Genomic DNA, 22,238 nt, shown 5'->3' with positions numbered 1-22,238 from the left:
GGAGGACGGCGCAGCCGTTGCGGCTGTGACCGGGGGGTGGCAGGGGTCGCCTCTCAGGCAGGCGCGGGCGCGGCCTCTCCGGTGGACCGCCGCCATGTCTGCAGGCTATCCGCGACGTCGCGCCGGGCTCGCGTGCCGGCCCGACCCGTTCATCCGGGCGGCAGGAAGCGACGGGCATCCTCCGGGACGAGCTGACCGCTGAGCGATGCCGTAAGATGGGTCTGGCCGAGATGACGCAGATCGTCGTTGAAGTCGCCGAGCTGCGGCCGCAATACCAAGGCGAGAATCCCGGCCTCGGCTGCGCGCTGGCTGAGACGTTCGATGCCGTGCCGGCCGGCGGCGTCGGCATCGGCCGCGATGTAGAGGCGACAGCAGCCGGGCGGCAAGATCAGGCCGGCGAGGTGATTGGCCGAGGTGGCGGCTGCCACCGGCAGCGCCGGCATCACTACCTTAAGCGATGCCATCGTCTCGAAGCCCTCGCCGGCGGCCATGACCGGGACTGGCGCACCGTGTTCAAGGCCGAGCCAGACGCCGTTGCCCAGCAGGTGACCAAGCGAGCGGCGTGGATCGGCGAGCTGCGCCTTGCCGATCTTGCCACTCGGGTCGAGCCCAGGGGAGAGGTAAGTGCGCTGCAGGCCGGTGATCTGCCCGTTGAGGTTGGTGACAGCGGCAATCAGCGCAGGATGAGTCTGCGTTTCGCCCGTCACGAGATCCCGGTAGTAGCAGCCGGGATGAAAGCGCAGGGCTCGCTCATGCGCGGAGAGCAGAATGCCGCGACCGGCAAGGTATCGTTCGGCCAGCGTGCCGGCGATCGGCTGCGTCATGGCGAACAGGCGACGCGCCGCCTCAGGCGAGCCGCGTGCCGCGGCAGGTTGGCGCTGCGTGCCAAAGGGCTGGGGCGGGGGCGGTGGCGGCGGCATGGAGAGGAAGCGACGTGCTTCATCCGCGACCTCGCGGAAGTCGACCAGACCACAGCTCTGCTCGATGACGTCAAGCAGGTCGCCATATTCCCCCGACGACTCGTCGACCCACTTTCCGGCTGCCTTGTCGCCGACCGCCTTGAGCCGCACATGCATGGAACGGCCGCGCGTGTTGCGGACATCGCCGACCATCCAGTAATTGCCCGAGCGATGGCCGTTGGAGAGATATTCGCGGCACACCGCTTCGGCATGATCGCCAAGGCGGCGTGCCAGCTTGGAGGCCGAGCCGGACATGATCGCCTCCCTCTCAAGCCACCGAGGCACGGTCGGTGACGCCGACCAGCGTATGGCGGTCGAGAAGCGCGGCGAGGATTGCGGACCCGCGCGCGGACGTGGGGATGAACAGCCGCAACTTCCAGGAGATGATCTCGGAGATCAGCCCCAGCGCCTTCAGCCGGGGGACCATCGCGTCGGTGAAGCCGATCAGCTCGACACGGTAGTCGTTCATGACCCGACTGCGGCGCAGGATCAGGCCATCGGCGAGTTGCAGTCCGATCCTGCCTTCCACGAGCCCAGTCCAGGCATCTTCCGGCGCGAGCGTGGGCACATCGTCGAGCCCTAGATTGCGGAACATGGTCGTGACAAGGGTAGGCGCAATGTGACGCCCGATGATGCGTTCGCCGGCATCGGTCTGGATCCGGTAGACCTGACAATCATGGTCCGGCAGCCGACGCCAGATCGGCAGCAGCAGACCCGTCACGATGTGAAAGGTGCTGGTGGTGAACTCCGGGACGGCGGCGACTTCTGCAAGCCACAGGTCGCAGAACAGTTTTCGGTCGGCCGGCTGCCAGTGGGTTTCGGCAAGGGCGTCGAGACCGAAGCGCAGCTCGTCCGTCGGCCGCAGCAGGCGTACGCGGTGCTCTATCGTGCCGTCGTCGAGCATCAGGCTCGCCGTCGGCAGCTGTATCGCCGCGCGGTTCGACCGCGTGTTCACCAACAGAACAGATTGCGGCTCCGCGCGGGCGATCGCCAGCGCATCGACCAGACCGAGCGGCTGGATACGGTCCTTGCGCGCGACGGTCAGCACATGCGACTGCGCACCGGAGACCGGGTGCGCGTAGACGGTGCGGCGATCGGTGACGACGATGCTTTCGGCCGTAATGGTCTCCAGGCCGCGGTCGTAACTGCCTGCGGCGATGGCGCCCTCGACCTTCGCCGTCATCAGTTGCCCGAACACTTCGAACAGCAGGTTCTGGGTCTCGATGCGCAGCGCCAGCAGGCGGTTGAGCCAGGTCGTGATCGGCGGCAGCTCGTCGCGCAACCCACCCTCGTCGGTCGTCAAAGACAGCCCGGTCACGGCCTCGAAGGTCGTGAGCGAGCAGCCTTCGATCCTGCCCCTGATGCAGCAGCATGTAGAATTGGCGAAGTGCGGCCCGCGCGTAGGGGCTTTCGAGATTGTCCTCGGCACGGAACAGCCCTGCCCCGCCGGTCTGGCGGTGGCCGCGCGTGATGGCGCCCAGCGTGTCGAGCCGTCGTGCGATCGTCGACAGGAAGCGCTTGCCCGCTTTCACATTGGCGGCCATGGGCCGGAACAACGGCGGTTGCTTCTGATTAGTGCGGTGGGTTCGTCCGAGACCCTGGATGGCGTTGTCGGCGCGCCAGCCGGCTTCCAGCAGATAGTGCTTGCGCAGCCTCTGGTTCCTGACCCCGAGATCGGCGTGATACGAGCGGCCGGTACCGCCGGCGTCCGAAAAGATCAGTACGCGCTTGTCGTCATCCATAAAACTCTGGGTCTCGGCGAGATTGGCCGAGACAGGGCGGTTTTCCACGGCCAGCCGGTCGATACCGTCGCGGCCGGTCTTCTTCACGATGCGCCGCGAGCGGCCGGTCACCTCGGCAACCGTGTCGGTGCCAAAGTGATGGATGATCTGATCCAGCGCGCTGCCGACCGGCGGCAGCGATGCAAGTTTTTCGATCATCTCATCGCGCCGGCGCACCGCCTCCCGGCACTGGACGGGATTGCCATCCGCGTCGTGCACGGGCCGCGAATAGAGGTTGCCTTCGGGGTCCGAATATTCCTCGAACAACTGCGTGGGGAAGGAGTGCATTAGATACCCGCCGACGTACTCGCGCGGCGTCACATCGACATGGAGATCGGACCACTCCTCGGTGGGGATCTCGGCAAGCCGGCGCTCCATCAGCGCCTCGCCAGTCGAGACGATCTGCACGACTGCCGAATGACCGTCGGCGAGGTCCTGCTCGATCGCGCCGATCAGGGTCGGCGTCATCATCGAGGTGATGAGATGGCTGAAGAAGCGCTGCTTGGTGCTCTCGAAGGCCGACCTTGCCGCCGACTTGGCGTTGCGGTTCAGCGTGGCGGCCTCGCTGGTGATGTTGGTGGCCTCAAGTGCGGCGGTCAGGTTGTTGTGGATGACCTGGAAGGCGTCCGCATAGGCGTTGTAGATGCGGATCTGCTCCTCGGTCAGCGCGTGCTCGAGCAAGTCGTATTCGACGCCATCATAAGAGAGCGAGCGCGCCGCATAGAGGCCAAGCGATTTGAGATCGCGGGCGAGCACTTCCATCGCCGCGACACCACCCCCCTCGATTGCCGCGACGAACTCGGCCCGGTTGGCGAATGGAAAATCCTCGCTGCCCCAGATGCCGAGACGCTGCGCATAGGCCAGGTTCTCGACCGCGGTCGCACCGGTCGCGGAGACGTAGACGACGCGCGCGTCGGGAAGGGCGTGCTGCAGCCGCAGGCCTGCCTTGCCCTGCTGCGACGGGGCGACGTCGCCACGCTCGCTTTTGCCGCCAGCGGCATTGGCCATGGCGTGGGCCTCGTCGAAGACGATAACACCATCGAAAGAGCTATTGGTCCCTGAAGGGCCTTCGGCCCTTCCCGCGAGGTTCTCTCCAGTCGGGCCTTCGGACCTTCCCGCCGACTTTTCTCTGTTCCCCGTCGGGCCTTCGTCCCTCCTCGCCTCTTGTCCGACCCAGTCGAGGATCTGGGCGATCCGGGATCTCTTGCCTTCCCGTTCCCGCGAGCGCAGCGTCGCGTAGGTTGTGAACAGGATGCCCTGGGCAAGGCGGATCGGCGTGCCCTGCCGATAGCGCGACAGAGGCTGAACGAGAAGTTTTTCCTGGCCAAGTGCCGCCCAATCGCGCTGGGCATCTTCCAGAAGCTTGTCCGACTTGGAAATCCAGATCGCACGGCGGCGGCCCTGCAGCCAGTTGTCGAGGATGATGCCGGCGACCTGTCGTCCCTTGCCGCAGCCGGTTCCGTCGCCCAAAAACCAACCACGACGGAAGCGGACCGCGTTCTCGGCACCTTCTGGCGAGGCCGAGACGACATCGCAGGTCTCGTCAACCGTCCAGGCGCCGGTGAGATAACCGGAATGGGCTTCGCCCGAATAGATGACGCTTTCGAGCTGGGCATCCGACAGCAGGCCCTCGTCGATGATCGCATCAGGAAGAAGCGGCCGATAGGAAGGTTTTGGTGGCGCGACGGCGGCCATTGCGGCCGATTGTACCAGCGGCGTCGGATGCGGTTTTGCGCGGGGAATGTCGATCGACTGGAGCGCATAGGGTTCGTAGATCGTGTCGGTGAGCCGGCCGCCCTCTTCCGGCATCCAGTCGCGCAGCTCATAGGCAAGGGGGACCGGCGGCGTGTTGTTTGCCTTGACCTGGCGGGCGGGTTTCGCCTGCGCAATCGGGCGGACCGATTGGATGGGCTTTGCAGCAGCCCTTGAGACAGCGAGGGGTGCGGTTCTTGCTCCTGATCGGGCGCCCATACGCATGGCGGCACTGCGCAGGATGCCGCTAGACAATGCACCGATCGAGTCCGGAAGGCCGCCCGGCGTCCGGGGCGGCAGATCCGTGATCCAGGAGAGCAGCGTTTCGACATCCATGGCCTTGCCCGGCGAGCCGGAGAAGCTGGTTGGGTCGGTAGCAGGAACTTTGTCGATGATGGTCAAGCGGGTCTCGGCCATCGTCCCATGGCGGGCGTAGACACGGCCGTCGATCGCTGCGGTGAAGATGACGGTGCCCTGCTGCTGCAGCCGTTCGAAGGCGGGCCGCCATTTGAGGTTTTCGGGAGACAGCCCGGTGCCGGTGATGGCGACCAGGCGCCCGCCGGCGCGCAGGCGTGCGAATGCGGAAGAGAGATGCCGCCATGCCGCGTCAGTGACATGGCCGTCGACATAGGCGCCGACGCTGAAGGGTGGATTCATCAGAACGACAGACGGCTTCATAGCTGCGTCGAGATGATCGTCAATATGGGCGGCGTCGTGCCGCGAGACGGGCAACCGTGGAAACAGCAGGCCGAGCAGATCGGCCCGCGTCGCGGCTAGCTCGTTGAGGGCGATCGAAGCGCGCGTCATCTCGGCATGGACGGCGAGCAGACCGGTGCCGGCGGAGGGTTCGAGAACGAGGTCGCAAGATGCGATCGCCGCGGCGTGCGCCGTGACGAATGCCAGCGGCAAGGGCGTGGAGAGCTGCTGCATGGCCTGGCTCTCGTCGGAGCGCCGCGTGTGGGTGGGAAGAAGGTCGGCGATCCGCTTCATCATCGCCAGCATTGCCTGGGGCGTGCTCGACCGGGACAGGATCGCCGGGCCGAACCGGCGCAGAAACACCACCTGGGCGACTTCGAGCGCCTCATAGGCGTCCTTCCAGACCCAGAACCCTTGCGCATCGTTGCCGCCAAAACTGGTCGTCATGGCGGTGCGCAGTGCGGCGGTGGTGACAGGCTTGCCCTGATCGAGGAAAGGCAGAAGCCGCATTCCCGCCTGATGGATCGCCTGGGCGGTGTCGACGGCGTCTTGTGCCGGCGCGGCGCGGGAAGCGGCCGTCCGGGCGACGATCGATGTGGTCGAAACGATGTTCATGGAGATGTCCTTCGCGAGAGGGGGAATGATGCCCGCGCCGGCACTCTCTCCGCGCCAGCCGGGCCACACTCCTCCCGGCTCCCCTCTGCCTCTGGCGCCGATGCACCAAAGGGGTTGCGCTCTGTGCAAACCCATGACTTGAATGCGCGCACAGGGATGCGGCGGCGACCTGGAGCTGTGGAGGTGATGCGACGGTTCAGAATTGGCAGTGCGGTCTACGAGGAGGGAGCGCCTGACCTGCAGGCGGCGCTGGCGAACGCCTATGCCCGCAGCGAGCGTCCGCTATGCCTGTGCCGCGAGCCGGGCTGCCCGATGTACATCGCCCGCATCGGCGACCTTCATCTGATCAAGCGCATGCCGCTGAGCGGCGGCGGGCATGATCCGTCCTGCGATTCATATGAATCGCCTTACGAACTGTCCGGCCTGGGCGCCTTGATGGGCAGCGCGATACAGCTCGATCCGCAAAGCGGCATGGCGGCCCTTAAGTTGGACTTCAGCCTGTCGAAGACAGGGAGCCGGGCCGCATCCGTGCCTCCAGGGCAAAGTTCCGCCAGTCTAACCGCCGATCCCAGGAGGATGTCGCTGCGTGGCCTCATTCATTATCTGTGGCACGAAGCCGAATTGACGGTCTGGACATCGAGGTGGGCTGGCAAGCGACATTGGTGGAATGTCCGCTGGCATCTGCTCGAGGCTGCCGGGCAAATGACGGTCAGGGGCGGATCGCTCGCGGATATCCTGTTCGTGCCCGAGCCATTTCGCGCCGAGAACAAGGAAGCGATCGAGCAGCGTCGCAACGCGGTTCTCGGCACGGCGCTCCCGCCGAAATCCGGCCCCCGAAAATTGCTCGTCCTGGTCGGCGAGGTGAAAGAGATTGTTCCTGCTCGTTCCGGTCAGAAACTTGTCATCAGGCACCTGCCCGGCTTTCCTTCATGATCGACGATGCATTGCATCGCCGCTTGCAGGCGCGTTTTGAAAAAGAATTCTCCCTGTGGGCAGCGGATTCCAGCTCGCATCTCATGACGATCGCGACCTTCGGACTGAACCCGGCCGGGCTCGCCATTGTCGACGAGATCGCGTTGATGGTCGTGTCCGAGAACTGGATACCTTACGAGACGGTCCCGGAAAAGCGGCTCGTTGACGCGCTCGGCCGCCTTCGCGAGATGAGCGTGAAGGGATTGCGCTACGACCTGCAAACCGACCAACCGATCGCCAACGCTTTGCTTCAGAACAGGCAAGAGCCGATCGCGCTCTTTGTCGTCCCGGCCGGTGCGGACGAAGCGTTCGAGGCTTCGTTGCAGGATATGATGGCCGCGCGTCCGGAGATCGGCTCCTGGGTGTGGCGGGTCGGCGAAGGCGATATGCCGCCGCTGCCGCACTGAGCGTCGGCGGAATTTCCAACGAGGCTCAGTATGTCTTACGCAAGGCCCAGCTTCTTCTTGAGCTCGGCATTTTCCTTGCGCAGACGGTCGGCAAACAGGTTCTTGAGGCGCTTGTTTTCTTCTTCGAGCGCGACAAGATCGCGGAGATCGCCGCTGTCTGAAGAATGGTGCGGCAGCCCTCTTCCAATAATAGTAGGTCTGCTCGGATATGCCGGCCTGGCCGACCGCAATCTTGCTGGTCGCGCCGCCAGCGATCGATTTCTCGATCTGGGCAAGCTTCTGGGAGCGTTCCTTCTCGGAATATGTCTTGCGGGCCGTCTTCACTGCCACCGGAGCTTCTGCGGCCGGGGGCACGTGTTTCGCTCCGTTCTTACGGACCGGCTTGACGAGTTCTGCCTTCGCTTTCTTTGCTCGCGGAACTTTCTTCTTCGATTCAGGCACTTCCACTTTGGCTGGAGCTACTGTCGCCTGAACAGTCTGAGCGTCCTGAAAATCGGCCATGATATACTCCGCTTGTGGTTTTTCCCCTTCTTCAGCATCAAGGGGTCTTATACTGAAGTCAATGACCTCCGAATTTGGGAGCGGGGCAGCATAGCCCGGCTGCGTCATCTCCGTGGCAATTTTGGACAGGTTGAGATCGCCCCAGATCGAATCGCTTGGCTTCTGCTTACCGCGCCTCTGTTTCATTTCCACGATGAATGGCCGGATCTGGCGCTTCATAGTCTGTTCCTTGATGTGAGCATGACTTGCAAGTCAAGTCGCTGTTCGTGTTAGCGAGTATCCGACCTATCTTATCGCTCTCGTCGTGCTTTATCGGAGAAACCCCGCAACGAGCAAGCGGTGTGTCATGGGCCTTAGGCAGCCGGCTCCATCAACGGAGGCAAACATCCCTACTGAGAGGTGATGGGCTGATCTTCAGAGCTGCATCATACACGCGATGCTCAGGCGTCTAGCCGGCGGTGTGCGATACTGTGCACAATCCGGCTGGAGCGATTGCAATCCTCATTTTCTTGGGAACTAATCTTATCATGGCGGCGGATGAGCTGGACGCGCTTGTTTTCGGGATGGCGGTCGACAGCGTTCGGGCGCTTCCTGTTCCTTTCACGGAAGTCGCGGAAGTCGCCAACAGAAGCCTGGGCGTTGTGCTTTTCAATTTGCGCATCGATGGCGACATGGAACTTCAGCGCGTCGCCGCCATCCGGTATCCAAGTAATCAGACAGGGGTTCTGGTGCTGGATAAGCAGGGCTTGTTGACCAGCCATTGCATGGTCAATGGCACTTTCTCCAGCTTTATCGCTCCGTTGGAGGACTGGAACACGCTGCCGCTCGCAGCGCAGGCCAGGACGAGTATCGCCGGCCCGGCCAGCCTGTTCATCGGCGCTTTACGCAATGCCGGATACCTCCCGCGTGGCAGGCACTGACCCCAAGTTTTGCTGAGGACCGGATGCTTGTATCCTCGGGGCAGTTGGCCATGCGGTCTCGAAGGTCTTAACAGCTGAGGATGGACGCGGGTGCATCCATTGAGCGAAAGTCGGTCACCGTGATGGAGACTTTCGCCGCCGAAGCGCGTTTCTTATAGATGCCCATCGTCGCCTTCCTTTGTCAGCTCCGACGCAATCGCACTCTGGACAGGAATTCGTCGATCTCGAGATCCGACAGATCATCGAGCAGCCTGAAGGCAGCATCATGCCTTCCGGCGTTAACGAGAATCGTGCGTTTGCCGCTATGTTCGGCCCACCCGGTCTCGGGGTCTGCATTGCGGGCGGTCCCCCTGAGCTCGACAGGGGTTATGTTCCAGATCGCCTCGAGCTTTTCCGCGCGGGTCATGCTGTCGCTCGCGCCGGTCTCGTGGGCGATGGTGGCGGCGCGCATCTTGTCTGGCGACTGCCGATCCGTGAGATCGCAGAAGCCATGAAACCAGCGCTCGCGGCCCCGGATCCGGATCGCGAAGAATACGCTGGTCACGTTGCCCGCCTTATACTCCGACATTCCCAACATGCCGGTGCGCATGAAGAGCGGCGGCAACAAATCTAGCATGAAGTGGTATTCGGACGCGGTGATCTCAAACCACTCGCCTGAATAGGGAGTGCCGGAATTGGGATCGATGCCGGGAGTGTCTTTGTGGCGGCTGAACAGTTGGAACATCTGCTCGCGGGTGGCGACGCCGTCGAGCACCTTCCTGAAGGGTGGATGTGCGGTCATGAGGTTCTCCTCAAGGCAAGTCGGCCACGCGCGGCATCGCCGCGCCATGGCAACTGCTTGCTGTGTTGTGGCTGGCGACGGGCCGAGCCTGCGGCCGGCACGTGCACTGGCGATGATGGGGTTTGCAGGAGTTTAGGCGGCGCGTCGCTCGGAGGAACACGAAGCGTCTCGACCAACCCCGGTGATGGCACGGACGGCGGCGGCGAGCGCCGGGATATCGTCGAGCATGCCGAGTGCGACGAAGTGGTTGGCCCCGCCGATGTAGTCTTTACGGCCCTTGCAGGTGCGGATCAGGATACCGTGACCTGAGGACAAACCGAACTGGCCGACCTGGATGTAGGCGTCGTCGTGGTGCAGGGTAATTTCACCGCAAACGGCGATGCCCGCCCTGTTGGAGCGCAGGTCGAAGCTTCCCTGCGGCAGCGCGAGTTCGGCGGCGAGTTTCTTCAGCCGTGAACGGGCTGTGGTGTGGAAACGTCTCTTCTGCTGCTCGTCGTAGGAGCAGGATCTTTTCCAGTCGAACATGTCGATCTCCATGAAACAAAAACTCCCCGGGCGCGCTGTGGCGATCCCGGGCTTGAGGGTGAGTTGGAACTGGATTGGGCCCGGCGGGAGTGCCGGGCCCGGTGCGAGCGTGAGGCCGGCTATTCGGCGGCCTGAAGGTGGTCGGCCTCGTCGCTGTCTATGGTCACCGGCTTATTGGAGGACGGATCCGCATCGTCGGCGAGGAAGGCCGGCAGCTCGGCGGCATCGCCGTCGAGAGCCGCCTCGTCCGACATCTCGCTGGCGGCCGCGTCGCCAGCATCGGCAGACACTTCATCGACCTCAACGCGCAGCGGCTCTGGCAGCCAGTTCGAGCCTTCGAGAAGACGGGCAGCTTCACGGGCCATGATGTCCTTCTTCATGTGGTCGATCAGCTGCGCGGAGTCTGCGCCACGCGCTTCACGGACAGCCTGTAGAATCCGCGCCTTGGTGAGCCTCCCGAGGAACTCGACCGTGGGCGTCCAGCCGGCGTCGACCATGTCGAACTGGAGCGAGCGGCCAAGCACGTCTACATGCTCGAGCGCCTTCGCTCGCCTGTTCCAGGGTTCGACCACCGCATTGAGGGTCAGCGAGACGCAGTGCGCGAAAAGCGCCTTGCGGCTTGCTTCATCGAGGCCGAGAAGGAAGTCCCACAGGCCTTCCGCCTCATCGGGCAAATCGCGGTCCCAGGCTTCGTGCCGCTCGGCGATCTCCTTGGCCCAGGAGGTCTCGGCAAGACCGTCAACCTGGCTGAAGCTGCCGCTCTTCATGCAGATCTCCAGGCACGTGTTCGGCGCGAAGCGATAGAAGACCTGCAGGACGAAGGCATGGAGTGCGGCGATGATGGCGATATCGACGTCGCCGGCGAGCGCGTTGCGTAGCGCCAGCGTGCGCTGCGCCGTCAGGTCGAAGACGAGCCGATCAGGGAGGGGCTTGATGCCATCGTCCTCGCCGTCGTCGCCAGAGGCGTCGTTCACCGGCTGGCCGTTGACGACAACGCCATCGCCGTCGTCGTCGCCATTGGATCGGGTTTGGCCCTCGGTGCCCCCCTTCCTCGCCCTCATCGACGTCGCTGGTTTCGGGCCGCGGCTCGTCCTCGGACCGAACGAAACCGGCGTCGACCTGGGGCTTACCGTTCGCGGCAAGCATAACGAACACCCCGGCAATGGTCTTCTGGCCGGGATCGTAGCTTTGAGGACGATCATCGATCGCATCGAGCTCGGCACCCAGTTGGTCAAGCTTCGCCTCGATTGCCTCGTCGGTCTCCTCTGCCTCGGCATAGTCCGCATCCAGCTTGTCGTATTCGGCCTTCAGCGCCTCGTAGCGTTCGATCTCCTCGGCGCTGAGCTCCTGCGCCTCGGCGTAGATGCGCCGCATGCCGGAGGTGTGGCCATAGGGAAAGCTGATCGCCGCCTCGACCCATTTCCAGCCTTCGGCGCGGATCGCCTCGGCATCCACCTTCAGCCTGTCGAAGACAAGCTGCTCGAGGAGCGCGGCATCCTGGAACCAGCCGCCGGAATCCTGCTCGAACAGGTCGCGAAGGACGACGCCTCCAGCCGCTTCATAGGCTTCGGCACCGACATAGACGGCACGGCGATCATCGGCCCGCACCGTCGTCTCCGTCAGCAGGCGCCTGATGTAGTATGGTTCCTGCGTGTGCGAGCTGGCAATCCGCTCCCAGACCTGTTCCTGGCGCGCGTGATCGTCGGAGATCGAAAACGCCATGATCTGTTCGAGCCGGATTTCGTCCTTCTCGTAGAGATCGAGAAGTTTCGGTGACACCGAGGCCAGCCGCAGGCGCTGCCTCACCGTCGCCGGCGATACGAAGAAGCGGGCGCCGATCTCCTCCGGATCGAGGCCCTGATCGCTGAGCGTCTTGAAGGCCCGAAACTGATCGAGCGGGTGCAGGTCGGCGCGCCGCAGGTTTTCGGCAAGCGAATCCTCCTCGGCCGAGGTCTCCTGCCCGCGGTTGACGATGCAGGGGATCGGCTCGTTCTTCGCCAGGCGCTTTTGCTTGATGAGGATGCCGAGCGCGAGATAACGCCGGCCGCCGGCGGGCACCTCGAACGTGCCGGTCTCCTCGCCCTCGCCGTCGAGCACGGGACGTACGTTCAGGCTCTGGATCAGCTTTCGCCGTCCGATGTCTTCGGCCAGCTGCTCGATCGACACCCCGTCCTTGATGCGCCGAACATTCTTCTGCGACAGCATCAGCCTGTCATAGGGAATATTCTCCGCAGCGTTCATCGCGATCTTCTGAATGGCGTTCTTTGCCATGGTCAGGTTCTCCATGACGGGCGGCCCGGGGCCTCTCCCCGAACCTCCAAGCCCGTCAGAACCCTCCCCTCCCCCCTCCGCCTCCAGGCCTCACGCCGACCTGACCCCGGCTCGCGGATCTCGACGCGACCGAGCCGCCCGAGGGGCCTGCAGCATGTTGGCGTCACGGTTCTCCCACGAAAAAAGCGCCGTCCTCTTGCTTCGGAGGACGGCGCTGGGGATTGATGGAGACTGCGCGGAGGCGAGGCCGGCGACGAGAGTTTTCGCCGCTGGGCTCCGCAAAGGATCAGGCGGCGAAATCGAGAAGCTTCTTGGCCTTGCCCTCCATTTCCAGGCGGACATCCTGATGCGACTTGTCCCGCGCGACCCGCGTGATGCCCTGCACGAAATCGAAAATCGATTCTGGCGGCCGGCCTTCCTCAAGCAGCACAGTATCGATGATCTTAGTGGTCTCGGACTTGGAGAAGCCCCGCTTGCGCAGGAAGCTCAGGCGCTCTTCGTCGTCTCTGGCAACGATCCGTTGCCGCGCGGTCTTGATGCCGTTGACGAACGGCATGGGGGAGGAATCGGCAAACTGGATCAGGGCTGGTTCGGCTTCGAGGGCGAAACGGGAGGCCGCGTATTTTGAATGGCGGATGGTGATTTCCTCGAAATCTTCGACCCCCCACAGATTGCGATTCTGACAAACCGCGCGCAGATAGAAGCTGGCGATCCCGAGGGTGCGAGCTCCGACTTCGGAATTCCAGCAGTAGAAGCCGCGGAAATAGAGATCCGGTTCCCCATTCGGCAGCCGCCCGGCCTCGATCGGGTTCAGATCGTCGACGAGGAAGACAAAGATATCGCGATCAGACGCGTAGAGCGTGGTGGTATCGCTGGAGATGTCGACGTGCGGATTGTAGATCCCTGTCGACCAGTCGAGCACTCCGGGGACCTTCCAGCGCGTGTCTCCTGTACCGTTGCCGGCGACCTTTTGCACGGCGTCCACCAGCTCTGAGTCATATATTCTGCCATAGTCAGGGCCTGTTACCGCCCGCAGCTCGAGGCGTCCGTTCTCAATTTCCAGCGTCTTCACCTGCTCGGCGCGGTGGTTGAGGAGACCGTGCTGAAGGTTGATTGCCGCGAGCGGGGCCGGAAGCTGGCGCAGATAAGTGGCCGGCGCGCCGACCAGGCTGGCGAGTTGGCCAAAACTCCAATGCGTGGGGGCGACAGGCGCACGCGCATCGGGCAGCATTAGTCTCAGGCGCTCCGGATCGTCGCGGCTGGCCTCGACGCGGATCAGCTCACTTTCGACGATGCGGGTCTTGCTGCGCTCCGACCGGCTCTTCACCGCCTTTCCAAGGTCGTTGAGCGACAGGTATCGCTCATCCGCCGGCCGGTTGAACCATTCTGACGACACGCGGCCAATACGCTGGCCGCGGCTGAGGTCGACCTTGTATCCGGCACGCTCGTTGCGCTTAGGCGCAAGAATTTCCATTTGGGTCATGGTTGTTGCTCCTTGGCGGGCGCCGGGAGACTCTCTCCCGGACCTTTACCCGCCACCGCACCCCGCCCGCCCTCTTTCTCTCCCGGCACCCGCGCGCCACTAGCAGCGTCGCCATTGCAGCAGCGGCCGCCTCAAGGCCGGCACCGTTCAGGAAAGCCCGAGCCTAAGACCAGGCGCCGCTTCACCTTCCGGACACGTCAGAATTCGCTGTGCTTCCTTGCGCAACAAGACCGGTGCCCATCCGAATTCAGGTAGCTGCCTGCTGAAATTCGGCAGGCAACTTGTCTTGAGATTGGGCGTTCTGTTCTGGCCCTAGCCACAAATGTATAAATTGACCCAACGTCATGATAGCGAAGACCGTGTCACGGTCGGAATTGAGAGTGTAATTGCATGTCGAGCAGGTTCATCCGGCCCGTGGTGGTGCAAGTTGGCCGGCATGACCGTGAGCGCATCATATTCGATGTCAACGACGCAGCGACGATCCTGCTGCGGAGTTTCCCTCATCAGACGAACAAGCGAAAACTGGCCATGGATGCATGTCTTCAGGTTCTGCGTGGTGAAGCTCAGCCGCCGGTAGCGAGACGGGCCTTCGTTGTAGCGGCGTTAGAAGCGAAAATCCTACGCAGCGACTGAGGTCGAAGCGGAACATCGCGCCTCTCGACAACGGGCAGGTAGACCGGCAATATTTACCTCGATCGGAGATGGCATATGCGAAATTTGCCGAGCGACATCGATGCTGACGTTGTGATCGAAGTCAGTCGGCTTATCGATGATGCCGAGGATCTCTTGCCTTTGCCGGTGCACGAACTGGTCAAGCGGATTCGTACGATACTGCAGACCCGCCTTTCCGACGAAGCTATCGAAGAACTGGTGGTCGAGATGGCATCGACACGCGGGTTGCCCATGGTCTTCGACAAGCCTGCAGAATAGTCAATTCTTCCACATCTCTTGTGAAAATATCGGCAAAAGCAGGCGGCGAATTGCCATTGTCCTTCGAATGACCGGAGAGAATGGCAGGCCGAGAAACGGCCTTAGGTCAGTATTCGCCAGCCGGGCTGGCGAATATAAGCCATCGGCTTAACCGCTCTGACCTTCACCGATGAAGTGGCAACGCGATACTGCCCAATTCTGGCTGCGAGATCGCGCAATCACCGCCGGGCCTCGTCACCTCAGTTTACCCGTTTCTCGCGCGCAAGAAAAAGTCCGGACCAAGGTCCAGCCAGGTATGAAGGTTAAAACCTCCAGAGGGGAACGCGCCGGACGAATGGGAGGAAACATCCCACGCACCGCGCATATGGGTCAGCAAAGGTGACACTTCAACAACATGCCGGTAGGCCACCAGACCTGTCCTCTTGGTGCACTGAAGCTTGCGTGCTTGATGCGATTGCCAATTTGAGTGCCTGGTTCAGCCAGCCTTGCTCAGGTTGCCGGCAGACGATTTACCGGTCCGCCGATCCTGTTCTATCTCGTAGTTGACCTTCTGGCCGTCAGCAAGCGTCGAAAGGCCAGCGCGCTCGACAGCAGAAATATGGACAAACACGTCCTGTCCACCACCGTCGGGTTGAATGAAGCCAAAGCCCTTGGTCGCGTTGAACCACTTTACCGTTCCAGTCGCCATAAAGGTGTTTCCTTGCCGTAAGTGTCTACCTGTCCGTTGGCCGACCGCACTGGCCGCAGCTGTTTCAGATACATGCAGCAAATGGCCCTCATAGCAAGTCTTTGGCCTGTTTGACGACCTTTTGGCGCCAAGCGGTGGGGGGCGCTGACGCCACCTCGATAATTGAGCAGTGCCAGCATCGTATGCTTGGAAACAAGACTCTCGGAATACTGCCCCACCCTTGTGCCTTGTCGGTCAGACGCGCGGACAACCACCAAGACTGCTGCCGGTCGACGAAACCAGAGACCCAAAAGGCCGCATTGGCTTTGAGCTGGTCGCAACGCGACAAGCTGCGGGATCGGCGATCGTCATCCCGTCATCTTCGCCATGGCGCCGTTCGCCTTGAGCGCCGCCATCAGCATCGGCCCGACAGAGAACTGCCCTGACGTCGCCTTTTCGGTCAGTACCCGCAAATAGCCGCCGGCCGAGTTGATGTGCTGCGCCCTTTGCAGAATGCAGGCGATCACGATCGCCGCGATCTCTTGGCCCATCACATGGCACGCCTCCTCATACGCAGACGGCGAAACGCCCAGATATCCCCGCACCTGGGCGGCCGTTATCATAAGATCGCGCCAATTGCCGATCCCGTCGACGGCATAATCCGCAATTTCGGGGCAAGCCTTCAGCACCATCCCTAGTGGGTATGTTTTCGGCGCCTCTGCGGTCCTCGTCTTGGGCTCGGCCGATGCCCCGCTTTTCTCTAAAGCAGGTTCAAATTCAAAAATAGAGTCGGTATTTGAATTAGATTGCTGCCGCTCGTTTTGAGAGTCATTGCCGCTCGGATTCGTGTGTTTCATATGACTTTCCAGCAGCTTATCCACCTCGTCATGTAATCCGGCCATATCCGCCACGATCAGTTCGAGCTCGGCAATGCAGGCTCGGCGCGGAATTGCCTCCACAACGCCGCGGAAGCGCTTCCACAGGCCTCCCCAGTCGCCTGGAACATCTTCGTCAACAGCCGCCTCGATCAGCTTGTGGATGTCCCGGCGGTGTAAGGTGATCCGCTCGCGCATCAGCCTGAGCGCCCTGTTGTCGGCGCGAACACGCTCGGCCGCCGCCTCGAACTCGTGAGCGCGGGCCAGCAGCGGCGCCAGGGAGAAGCCAAATGCTTCCTCGATCTCCCCTCCTCTGCCCTTGCGCGCGTAGCGCTTGCCGTTCGGACTATCCCGACGGATGATCAGCCCGCAGTCAACAAGAGCCGCCAGGTGTCGTCTGACTGTGGGCTCGGGCATTCCGTGCGCCCTGAGCGACAGCTGTGCGTTCGAGGGAAAGACGATGAGGTCGTTTTCCTCACCCAATTCGCTGTCAGGATAGAATGATAGCAACGCATTCAGGACGGCCAGCGCACGATCGCCGATACCGACGATGCTCTTGCCCTCGCAGAGGTTGCGGTAGATCTGCCATTTGTCGACGACCCTGCCCTTGGGGATTTCACGTGAATCGTTTTGCGCTGCCAGCATGGCAAGCGACATCGGCCGCCGCCCAAAGGGCGTCGTTGCAATACCCGTCTCCATTTTCTTTCACCTTCGATTAGGCAAAAGAAATCTGCTCGCCAAAACGGCGCCACGACTCTTGACAGTGATTCGGGGAAATGCGATTCTCAGCTTGCGACAGACGAGAAGGGCTTCCGCGACGGTGACGTTCGGGGGCCTTTTTCTTTTGCGGTTTCAGTCTCCTGTTGAGGTCTGCTCCGATTTTCTGAACGCCTCATAGAGGTTGCTCAGATTATCGGAAATCCACGTACCAAAGCGGCTGCCGTCCATCTCCTTCACGGCGATCGTGGTGGCCTTGCCTGCCTTCTTAACGCTGACGCAAACTGCTTTGTCCTCTGGGACCCAGGATTGTGCTTGGGACTTCAGACCTACCTTGCGAACCGGCTTCCCCTTCGCATTCAGGGCTCCCAGCAGCCTTTCGAAACGTTCGCTGCTTTCCAACTCACCGAATTCTGGTTCGGACAAGATTGCATTAACCATTTCGAATTTCTTGCCGGCGAGGAGAGACAGCTCAACCCACCGCTCGCGGCCCACAGACGTAGCGGATCCAATCTTGCCGATCACAGACGCCGGAATTCTTGAGACGACTGATACCATCTTTGATACCGCAGCGGCGTTCGAGGCCAATGCTGACGAGATCACATCTCTGTCGTACCCCAAATCCTCAAGACGCTTTGCGAACATCGCCTTCTCGATGAAGCTAAGATTTGCACGAGCGGAATTCTCCTGACCCTGGGCAATTACATGGGCCCTGTCGTCGATCTCCTTGACGACTGCCCTTACCTTCCGCCCCAGCTCACGAGCGACTCGGACTCTGCGGTGGCCGAAGACAATCATGTAGCGGCCGTCGGAGCCTGGATGCGGACGGACAAGTATGGGAGAATCCTGCCCCCTTTCCCGAATAGCTTCCAGCAGCTCTTGGTACTGCTCCTGGTCGTCGCCCATGCGGTCGGAAACGAACGACCCGTCGACTGCGCTTGGGTCGAGTTCCACGACATGCTCGCCCTCAAGATACGCATCCGCTTGCTTTGCCAACTCGTTGACCGAACGGATCATGGATTTTGACGCTCCGCGGATCGGATATGCTGCAGCCGCGTAGATGACTCCCGCTCGCCGGCTTCCGCTTCTACGAGGCCAGAAAGAAGATTCTTACGTGCCATATTTTACCTCCAGGCAGCGTAGGCCGTTGAATACATTTGGAAAAGGTGCACTTTTGTCAGCAGACAAGTCAGCGCCCCCATGCTTCATGAATCAAAGCTACGATTTCGCCATTAACGACGTCCAAGGCTTCCATTGCCCGCTCGTATGTGGACCGGGTCATCGCACTCTTTTCGACTTCGTAGAGGGTCTGCTTGGTAATCCCCGCATCGGAAATCGCCGTTGATTTCAGCATCTGGTTCTTTAGGATGAATTCGCCGAACAGCGTATGCAGGAATGCCACCATCTGCGCTTGCGGCTGGTCCGTAGGTTCGAACCGAGTAACAAGGTAGCGATACCACTCCAGATTCACCTCGGCACCGGCCGCTCTGATCGGCTCCAGGATGTTCCCGAGCATCAGCAGAAACTGGCCCATGCTCATCACATCGAGCATCTGCGGATGGATCGTGATCAACACTGAAGTCGCCGCGGTCAGTGCAGTGATCGTCAGGTAGCCAAGCTGCGGCGGACAATCGATAACTATGACATCGTAGCGATCGTCGACCTCCATCAATGCCTTCGAGATGCGTGTGAAAAACGCTCTGCCCGCATTCGAAGACTTGTCAGTCATTGCCAGAGGCGTGTCGTATTCGAATTCCTGGAGCTCTAGGTTCGCTGGGACGATGTCCAAGCCCGGGAAATTCGTCGGCTTGATGATCTCGGAGAGAGGCACCCTCTCGTCGTCATAACGAATCGCGTCGTAAAGGGATTTCGTCTGGTCGAGTTCAGGCTGGAACCCATGCAATGAAGAAAGCGACGCCTGCGGATCGAGATCGACCGCTAGGACACGGTGACCGGTAAGCGCAAGGTATTGGGCGAGGTGGGCAGCTGTAGTGGTCTTCCCGCTGCCTCCCTTGAAATTAACCACAGCTAAAATCTGAAGCTTCTCGCTGGGCCGCCGATGGGGAACATACATGCGGGCGTCAGATCGACCGTACTGGTCCAGATACTGGCGCAGCTCAAGCATCTGTTCAGCAGTGTACGAACGTCTGCCCGACGTCGAGGTTTCAGGCACCGGTCCCTTTCCTTCCAGATGCAGTTTCTTCAGATGGCTCTGGGAAACCCCCAGATACGTGGCAACCTCCGCCAGCGAGAACGAACGAAGATCTTTCTTCGCGTGGGGAGGGAAGCGCTGCATCGAAAGCAGGTGCAACTTCTTCGATATCTGATCGCCCTGATCGAGGATGCTTTTCTCGAACAGCAGCGGGATCTTTGTAGGAACGGGCGAGTTCACGTTCATTCGATCGAGACTCTCTAAAAACGATTTTTGACGTAAAAGCGCCAAGCAACCGTCATTATGTCCGATTCGTTCGCCCGGGCAAGAAATTTAAAGTTAACAAAGCTTAACGGTCGCGGAACTGGGCTCAATAATATGATTCATGCAACTGAATATGCTGCACAATTCGGCGATTTTGTCTGCGGACAAAGCCTACCATCCAAGCACAAATCCAGCTTACCCAGGCATCACGCCCAGTTCTTATCGGCTTCCTAAGGCGCTCCGCACCGGTGCCTGGCAAGTGATCACGACACTCTGAGCCTATGACGAGTATTTGCAGATCAAACTTGACCGCGTTCTGACCCGACATCGCAAAGCGCCATGTTGTCTTTTACCTCCCTTGAAGACGCTAAGCAAAGCGTTCCAGGTGATAGCTGTCGGAGGAGAGAGGGCAGCACTCATCAGTCCGTTGCCTCACGATAAGCGCCAAGTGGGAGGACGGAGTAATGGTGTCGAGTTCGCTCAATGGGAAAAGAGAGGGCTTTTCAGAGCCCGGACGCCTTAGTGAGGTTGATCCGGAAACGGTCGCGACGCCGCTGGTACTTGCGGGTCATCTCGGCGCTGGCGTGGCCAAGCTGCTTCTGCACATAACGCTCATCAACCTCGCCAGAGGAAGCCAGGCCAGCGCGCAGTGAATGTCCGGAAAACTTCTGTCCCCGCTCGCCCTCGGAGAGATCGCCGCGCACGCCGGCGGCCAAGGCCGTGCGCTTGACCAACCGGGCCACCTCCTGATCGTTGAGCCGATCGACGCCGACCGTTTTACCCTGACCAGTAACACGGCGGAACAAGGGGCCATGCGCGATGCGGGCAAACCTCAGCCAGGTCTCGAGCGCGACAACCGGGCAGGTGGCGTCGGACGAACCGCGGCCGATCTCGACCTCGCGCCAGCCGGTCTTGCCGCGCAGTGTCACAAGAACACCTTTGTCGAGCACCTCGACCCAGCCGCGCCATCCTCGGTTTGATCGCGGGCAAGATCGAGGCCGACGATTTCGGAGCGGCGCAAGCCGCCTGCGAAGCCCAAAAGCAGCATGGCGCGGTCACGCAGGCCACGCAGCGTGCCGCGGTCGAGCGTCTCCAGCATGGCAACAAGATCGTCGCGCAGTACGGCCTCCTTCTGACGGGGCGGGGCGGCGTGCGTGTTGCGGATGCCGGCGAGCACGGTGGCGATATGACGGTCCTTCCGGTCAAGCGATTGGCCGCGCTGCGTGTAGTTCCAGGTCAGGGATGACAGGCGGCGCTCGATCGTCGCCACCGCCTTTTGTCCCTTCCAGTGCCCGAAGCCTGCGCGGTGATATAGAGGCCGACGGTCTGCGGGTCCGGCCGCGATGGATCAAAAGACTGGCGCCGGCACCAGGCGCAAAAATGCTTCCAGTCGGCTGCGTAGGCGCGACGGGTGTTCGCCGAACTTGCTGCCTCGACATAATCGCGCGCACGGTCGGCGAGCTTTTCGAGATGCGTAGGCAACGATGTCTGTCGCGGGTCAAGGACCGGCGGGGGAGGGGAGGGGCCTTCATCCGGCCGCCCCATCTCCATGACGACGTCGACAATGTCCGGCAGGTCATCGGTGTCGATTGCGTCGGTGGACACCATCAAATTACGGGCTTTGCCCATCCAGCCTCGTCCATTCTACTGTCGCAGCAATGCGATTCTTACGAGCGAAGGTGCGGCCAAAGTCCGGAATTGTCCACCGCGAGCTGTGTGACGGAATAGCTGCGGGAATTGCCTCCGCTCCGGTTCTGGTATCGCATCAGCGGGAGCGCAACGGGCCTTTCCGATCCAGGGATGGCCTCTCAGGGGGTGGTCTCTCCTTGCTATCATGTTCAACATCCTTTATATTCCGTTCAACAGATGGAGATCCCAAGATGACCATACGTGGCGCAGCGACAGCCGCAAGCGAGGAGCGGATCGCCCACACCCGCAACCGTCTGGTGCTTGAGCAGGCGAGGGCGGTCGGCCTGCTTGGCGCGGCCAAGAACACACGCCTTTCCGGCAGGGTGCCGTCGGAATTGATCGAGGCGGCAAAGAAGCGCGCCCATGTGACCTCCGACACCGAACTGCTTGAGCTCGCCTTGTCGCGGCTGGCCCTCGAGGATGATTTTGGCGCCCGGCTCGTCGGCCGCAAGGGCAGCATCTCCGCGGACATCGATCTTGGCATTTGATCTAGGCGGCGCACTGCGGTCCCTAAAACCACAGCGGCGTAGGGCAGGGCTGGAACGGCGACCAGATTCCACCCTGTCCTGGGCAGGTGACCAGCCGCCTGTCGGCGGCGTATTGCTCCTCGACACCAGCGTCTATCTGGATGTCCTGCAGGGACGTACGCCCGAAGCGGTCGATAACCTTCTGACGTATCGGCTCTGTCACCACTCGGCCGTCTGCCTTGCCGAGCTCAGCCACGTGTTCGGCCGGCTCGACCCGGCGCACCCGACGACGAAGTCGGTCCTGGGAGCCGTTGCTGATACGATCGAGGATATTCCGGCGCACCGGCTGCATGCACCCGACGCCACCGCTTGGGGACGCGCCGGCATGCTGGCCGGCCTGTTGTTCCGGCTGAGCCATCTGCCGAAAGGGAAGGGGCATGAACGCAGCTTCCTCAACGATGCGCTGATCTTTCACCAGGCCGGTATGCTCGGGGCGACGGTCCTGACCGGCAATGTTGGCGATTTCGATTACCTCAGCCAGCTTGTTCCGTCGGTGCGGGTGATCTTCTACCGGGCAGCGCCAGGTTTGCGCCCGCAGGCTTAAAAGCGTCAGTGGGATGCACCAGCGCTATCGTAGCCGTTCCAGGAAAGACCGTCGCGCTGTGGGATGGTCCGGAGGGTCGCTGGGCGTGAATTTTGGGCTTCTGCTCGACGAAAACGGCTGTCACTCTTCTTGGATGAGTGGACTGGATGTCGTTGTTTTGTAACATTCATCGCCCATCCTAATTCAGTGGATTCGTCCTGGTTAGGTGGA

Annotated in this window: 14 protein-coding genes and 4 pseudogenes; 6 read left to right on the top strand and 12 right to left on the bottom strand. The window is 61.6% G+C overall.

The annotated features are described in order from the left end of the window. Nucleotides 1–149 precede the first annotated feature (149 nt). Together HB778_RS36235 and HB778_RS36230 are read right to left on the bottom strand one after the other, a co-directional pair. On the bottom strand, nucleotides 150–1,214 hold the full coding sequence (locus tag HB778_RS36235; protein ID WP_183465413.1) for a DUF7146 domain-containing protein: 1,065 nt from the start codon (nucleotides 1,212–1,214) through the stop codon (nucleotides 150–152). Nucleotides 1,215–1,227: 13 nt separating this feature from the next. Next, nucleotides 1,228–5,803: pseudogene (locus HB778_RS36230) on the bottom strand (strawberry notch-like NTP hydrolase domain-containing protein). A 186-nt stretch (nucleotides 5,804–5,989) separates the two neighbouring features. Between HB778_RS36230 and HB778_RS36225 the strand changes: the two are divergent. Continuing rightward, nucleotides 5,990–7,182: pseudogene (locus HB778_RS36225) on the top strand (DUF1173 domain-containing protein). A 35-nt stretch (nucleotides 7,183–7,217) separates the two neighbouring features. On the opposite strand, the gene HB778_RS43240 reads toward HB778_RS36225, so the two are convergent. Next, nucleotides 7,218–7,412, bottom strand: a complete 195-nt coding sequence (locus tag HB778_RS43240; RefSeq protein ID WP_348524771.1) for a hypothetical protein — start codon at nucleotides 7,410–7,412, stop codon at nucleotides 7,218–7,220. A gap of 798 nt (nucleotides 7,413–8,210) precedes the next feature. Here HB778_RS43240 and HB778_RS36215 point away from each other — a divergent pair. Further along, a complete protein-coding gene (locus HB778_RS36215) occupies nucleotides 8,211–8,603 on the top strand; it encodes a hypothetical protein (protein ID WP_183465412.1) in 393 nt (130 codons plus the stop codon). Nucleotides 8,604–8,784: 181 nt separating this feature from the next. Here the strand turns inward: HB778_RS36215 and HB778_RS36210 are convergent, their stop codons facing one another. The 4 genes and pseudogenes from HB778_RS36210 to HB778_RS36195 all read right to left on the bottom strand — a co-directional run bounded on the left by HB778_RS36210 (nucleotide 8,785) and on the right by HB778_RS36195 (nucleotide 13,663). Beyond that, nucleotides 8,785–9,384: a DUF1419 domain-containing protein gene (locus HB778_RS36210; RefSeq protein WP_183454992.1), complete on the bottom strand. Its 600-nt coding sequence runs from the start codon at nucleotides 9,382–9,384 to the stop codon at nucleotides 8,785–8,787. Between the two features lie 132 nt (nucleotides 9,385–9,516). Continuing rightward, the gene (locus HB778_RS36205; protein ID WP_244662052.1) at nucleotides 9,517–9,921 is read right to left on the bottom strand and encodes a hypothetical protein; all 405 of its coding nucleotides are present in this window, start codon (nucleotides 9,919–9,921) and stop codon (nucleotides 9,517–9,519) included. A 107-nt stretch (nucleotides 9,922–10,028) separates the two neighbouring features. Further along, nucleotides 10,029–12,195 (bottom strand): annotated as a pseudogene (locus HB778_RS36200) (ParB/RepB/Spo0J family partition protein). 271 nt (nucleotides 12,196–12,466) lie between these two features. After that, entirely contained in the window at nucleotides 12,467–13,663 is a 1,197-nt protein-coding gene (locus HB778_RS36195; protein ID WP_183465411.1) for a DUF932 domain-containing protein, read from the bottom strand. A 390-nt stretch (nucleotides 13,664–14,053) separates the two neighbouring features. On the opposite strand from HB778_RS36195, the gene HB778_RS36190 reads away from it, so the two are divergent. Next, entirely contained in the window at nucleotides 14,054–14,296 is a 243-nt protein-coding gene (locus HB778_RS36190; RefSeq protein WP_183465410.1) for a DUF982 domain-containing protein, read from the top strand. 75 nt (nucleotides 14,297–14,371) lie between these two features. Next, entirely contained in the window at nucleotides 14,372–14,593 is a 222-nt protein-coding gene (locus HB778_RS36185) for a hypothetical protein (protein WP_183465409.1), read from the top strand. A 475-nt stretch (nucleotides 14,594–15,068) separates the two neighbouring features. Here HB778_RS36185 and HB778_RS36180 read toward each other — a convergent pair whose 3' ends face one another. From HB778_RS36180 to HB778_RS36160, 5 genes and pseudogenes are all read right to left on the bottom strand, one after another. Then, entirely contained in the window at nucleotides 15,069–15,281 is a 213-nt protein-coding gene (locus HB778_RS36180) for a cold-shock protein (protein WP_057143290.1), read from the bottom strand. A gap of 347 nt (nucleotides 15,282–15,628) precedes the next feature. After that, nucleotides 15,629–16,834 carry a plasmid replication protein RepC gene (gene repC, locus HB778_RS36175; RefSeq protein WP_183465408.1) on the bottom strand — a complete coding sequence of 402 codons (1,206 nt, stop codon included), beginning with the start codon at nucleotides 16,832–16,834 and terminating at the stop codon, nucleotides 15,629–15,631. Between the two features lie 153 nt (nucleotides 16,835–16,987). Beyond that, nucleotides 16,988–17,869 (bottom strand): plasmid partitioning protein RepB, encoded by an 882-nt coding sequence (repB, locus tag HB778_RS36170; RefSeq protein ID WP_244662051.1) that lies wholly within the window; start codon nucleotides 17,867–17,869, stop codon nucleotides 16,988–16,990. Nucleotides 17,870–18,041: 172 nt separating this feature from the next. Further along, the gene (gene repA / locus HB778_RS36165) at nucleotides 18,042–19,250 is read right to left on the bottom strand and encodes a plasmid partitioning protein RepA (protein WP_111543958.1); all 1,209 of its coding nucleotides are present in this window, start codon (nucleotides 19,248–19,250) and stop codon (nucleotides 18,042–18,044) included. Nucleotides 19,251–19,771: 521 nt separating this feature from the next. Continuing rightward, a pseudogene (locus HB778_RS36160) lies at nucleotides 19,772–20,897 on the bottom strand (site-specific integrase). A gap of 251 nt (nucleotides 20,898–21,148) precedes the next feature. Here HB778_RS36160 and HB778_RS36155 point away from each other — a divergent pair. Both HB778_RS36155 and HB778_RS36150 read left to right on the top strand, forming a co-directional pair. Next, nucleotides 21,149–21,445, top strand: a complete 297-nt coding sequence (locus HB778_RS36155; RefSeq protein ID WP_111543956.1) for a hypothetical protein — start codon at nucleotides 21,149–21,151, stop codon at nucleotides 21,443–21,445. Beyond that, nucleotides 21,435–22,028, top strand: coding sequence for a type II toxin-antitoxin system VapC family toxin (locus tag HB778_RS36150; RefSeq protein WP_183465407.1), 594 nt, complete (start codon nucleotides 21,435–21,437; stop codon nucleotides 22,026–22,028). Before HB778_RS36155 ends, HB778_RS36150 begins: the two co-directional genes overlap by 11 nt. Nucleotides 22,029–22,238 lie beyond the last annotated feature (210 nt).

The organism is Mesorhizobium huakuii (assembly GCF_014189455.1).
Classification (GTDB): domain Bacteria; phylum Pseudomonadota; class Alphaproteobacteria; order Rhizobiales; family Rhizobiaceae; genus Mesorhizobium; species Mesorhizobium huakuii_A.
The sequence above is the reverse complement of the archived record's forward strand: the minus strand, read 5'-3'. Positions and strand labels throughout refer to the sequence as shown.

Bases quoted from the DNA above. Each gene is read 5' to 3' on its own strand.
- HB778_RS36190 (WP_183465410.1), top strand. From the start codon at position 14,054: ATGTCGAGCAGGTTCATCCGGCCCGTGGTGGTGCAAGTTGGCCGGCAT.
- repB (WP_244662051.1), bottom strand. From the start codon at position 17,869: ATGATCCGTTCGGTCAACGAGTTGGCAAAGCAAGCGGATGCGTATCTT.
- HB778_RS36155 (WP_111543956.1), top strand. From the start codon at position 21,149: ATGACCATACGTGGCGCAGCGACAGCCGCAAGCGAGGAGCGGATCGCC.
- repC (WP_183465408.1), bottom strand. From the start codon at position 16,834: ATGGAGACGGGTATTGCAACGACGCCCTTTGGGCGGCGGCCGATGTCG.
- HB778_RS36215 (WP_183465412.1), top strand. From the start codon at position 8,211: ATGGCGGCGGATGAGCTGGACGCGCTTGTTTTCGGGATGGCGGTCGAC.
- HB778_RS36210 (WP_183454992.1), bottom strand. From the start codon at position 9,384: ATGACCGCACATCCACCCTTCAGGAAGGTGCTCGACGGCGTCGCCACC.
- HB778_RS36195 (WP_183465411.1), bottom strand. From the start codon at position 13,663: ATGACCCAAATGGAAATTCTTGCGCCTAAGCGCAACGAGCGTGCCGGA.
- HB778_RS36180 (WP_057143290.1), bottom strand. From the start codon at position 15,281: ATGGCGACTGGAACGGTAAAGTGGTTCAACGCGACCAAGGGCTTTGGC.
- HB778_RS36185 (WP_183465409.1), top strand. From the start codon at position 14,372: ATGCGAAATTTGCCGAGCGACATCGATGCTGACGTTGTGATCGAAGTC.
- HB778_RS36235 (WP_183465413.1), bottom strand. From the start codon at position 1,214: ATGTCCGGCTCGGCCTCCAAGCTGGCACGCCGCCTTGGCGATCATGCC.
- HB778_RS36205 (WP_244662052.1), bottom strand. From the start codon at position 9,921: ATGGAGATCGACATGTTCGACTGGAAAAGATCCTGCTCCTACGACGAG.
- repA (WP_111543958.1), bottom strand. From the start codon at position 19,250: ATGAACGTGAACTCGCCCGTTCCTACAAAGATCCCGCTGCTGTTCGAG.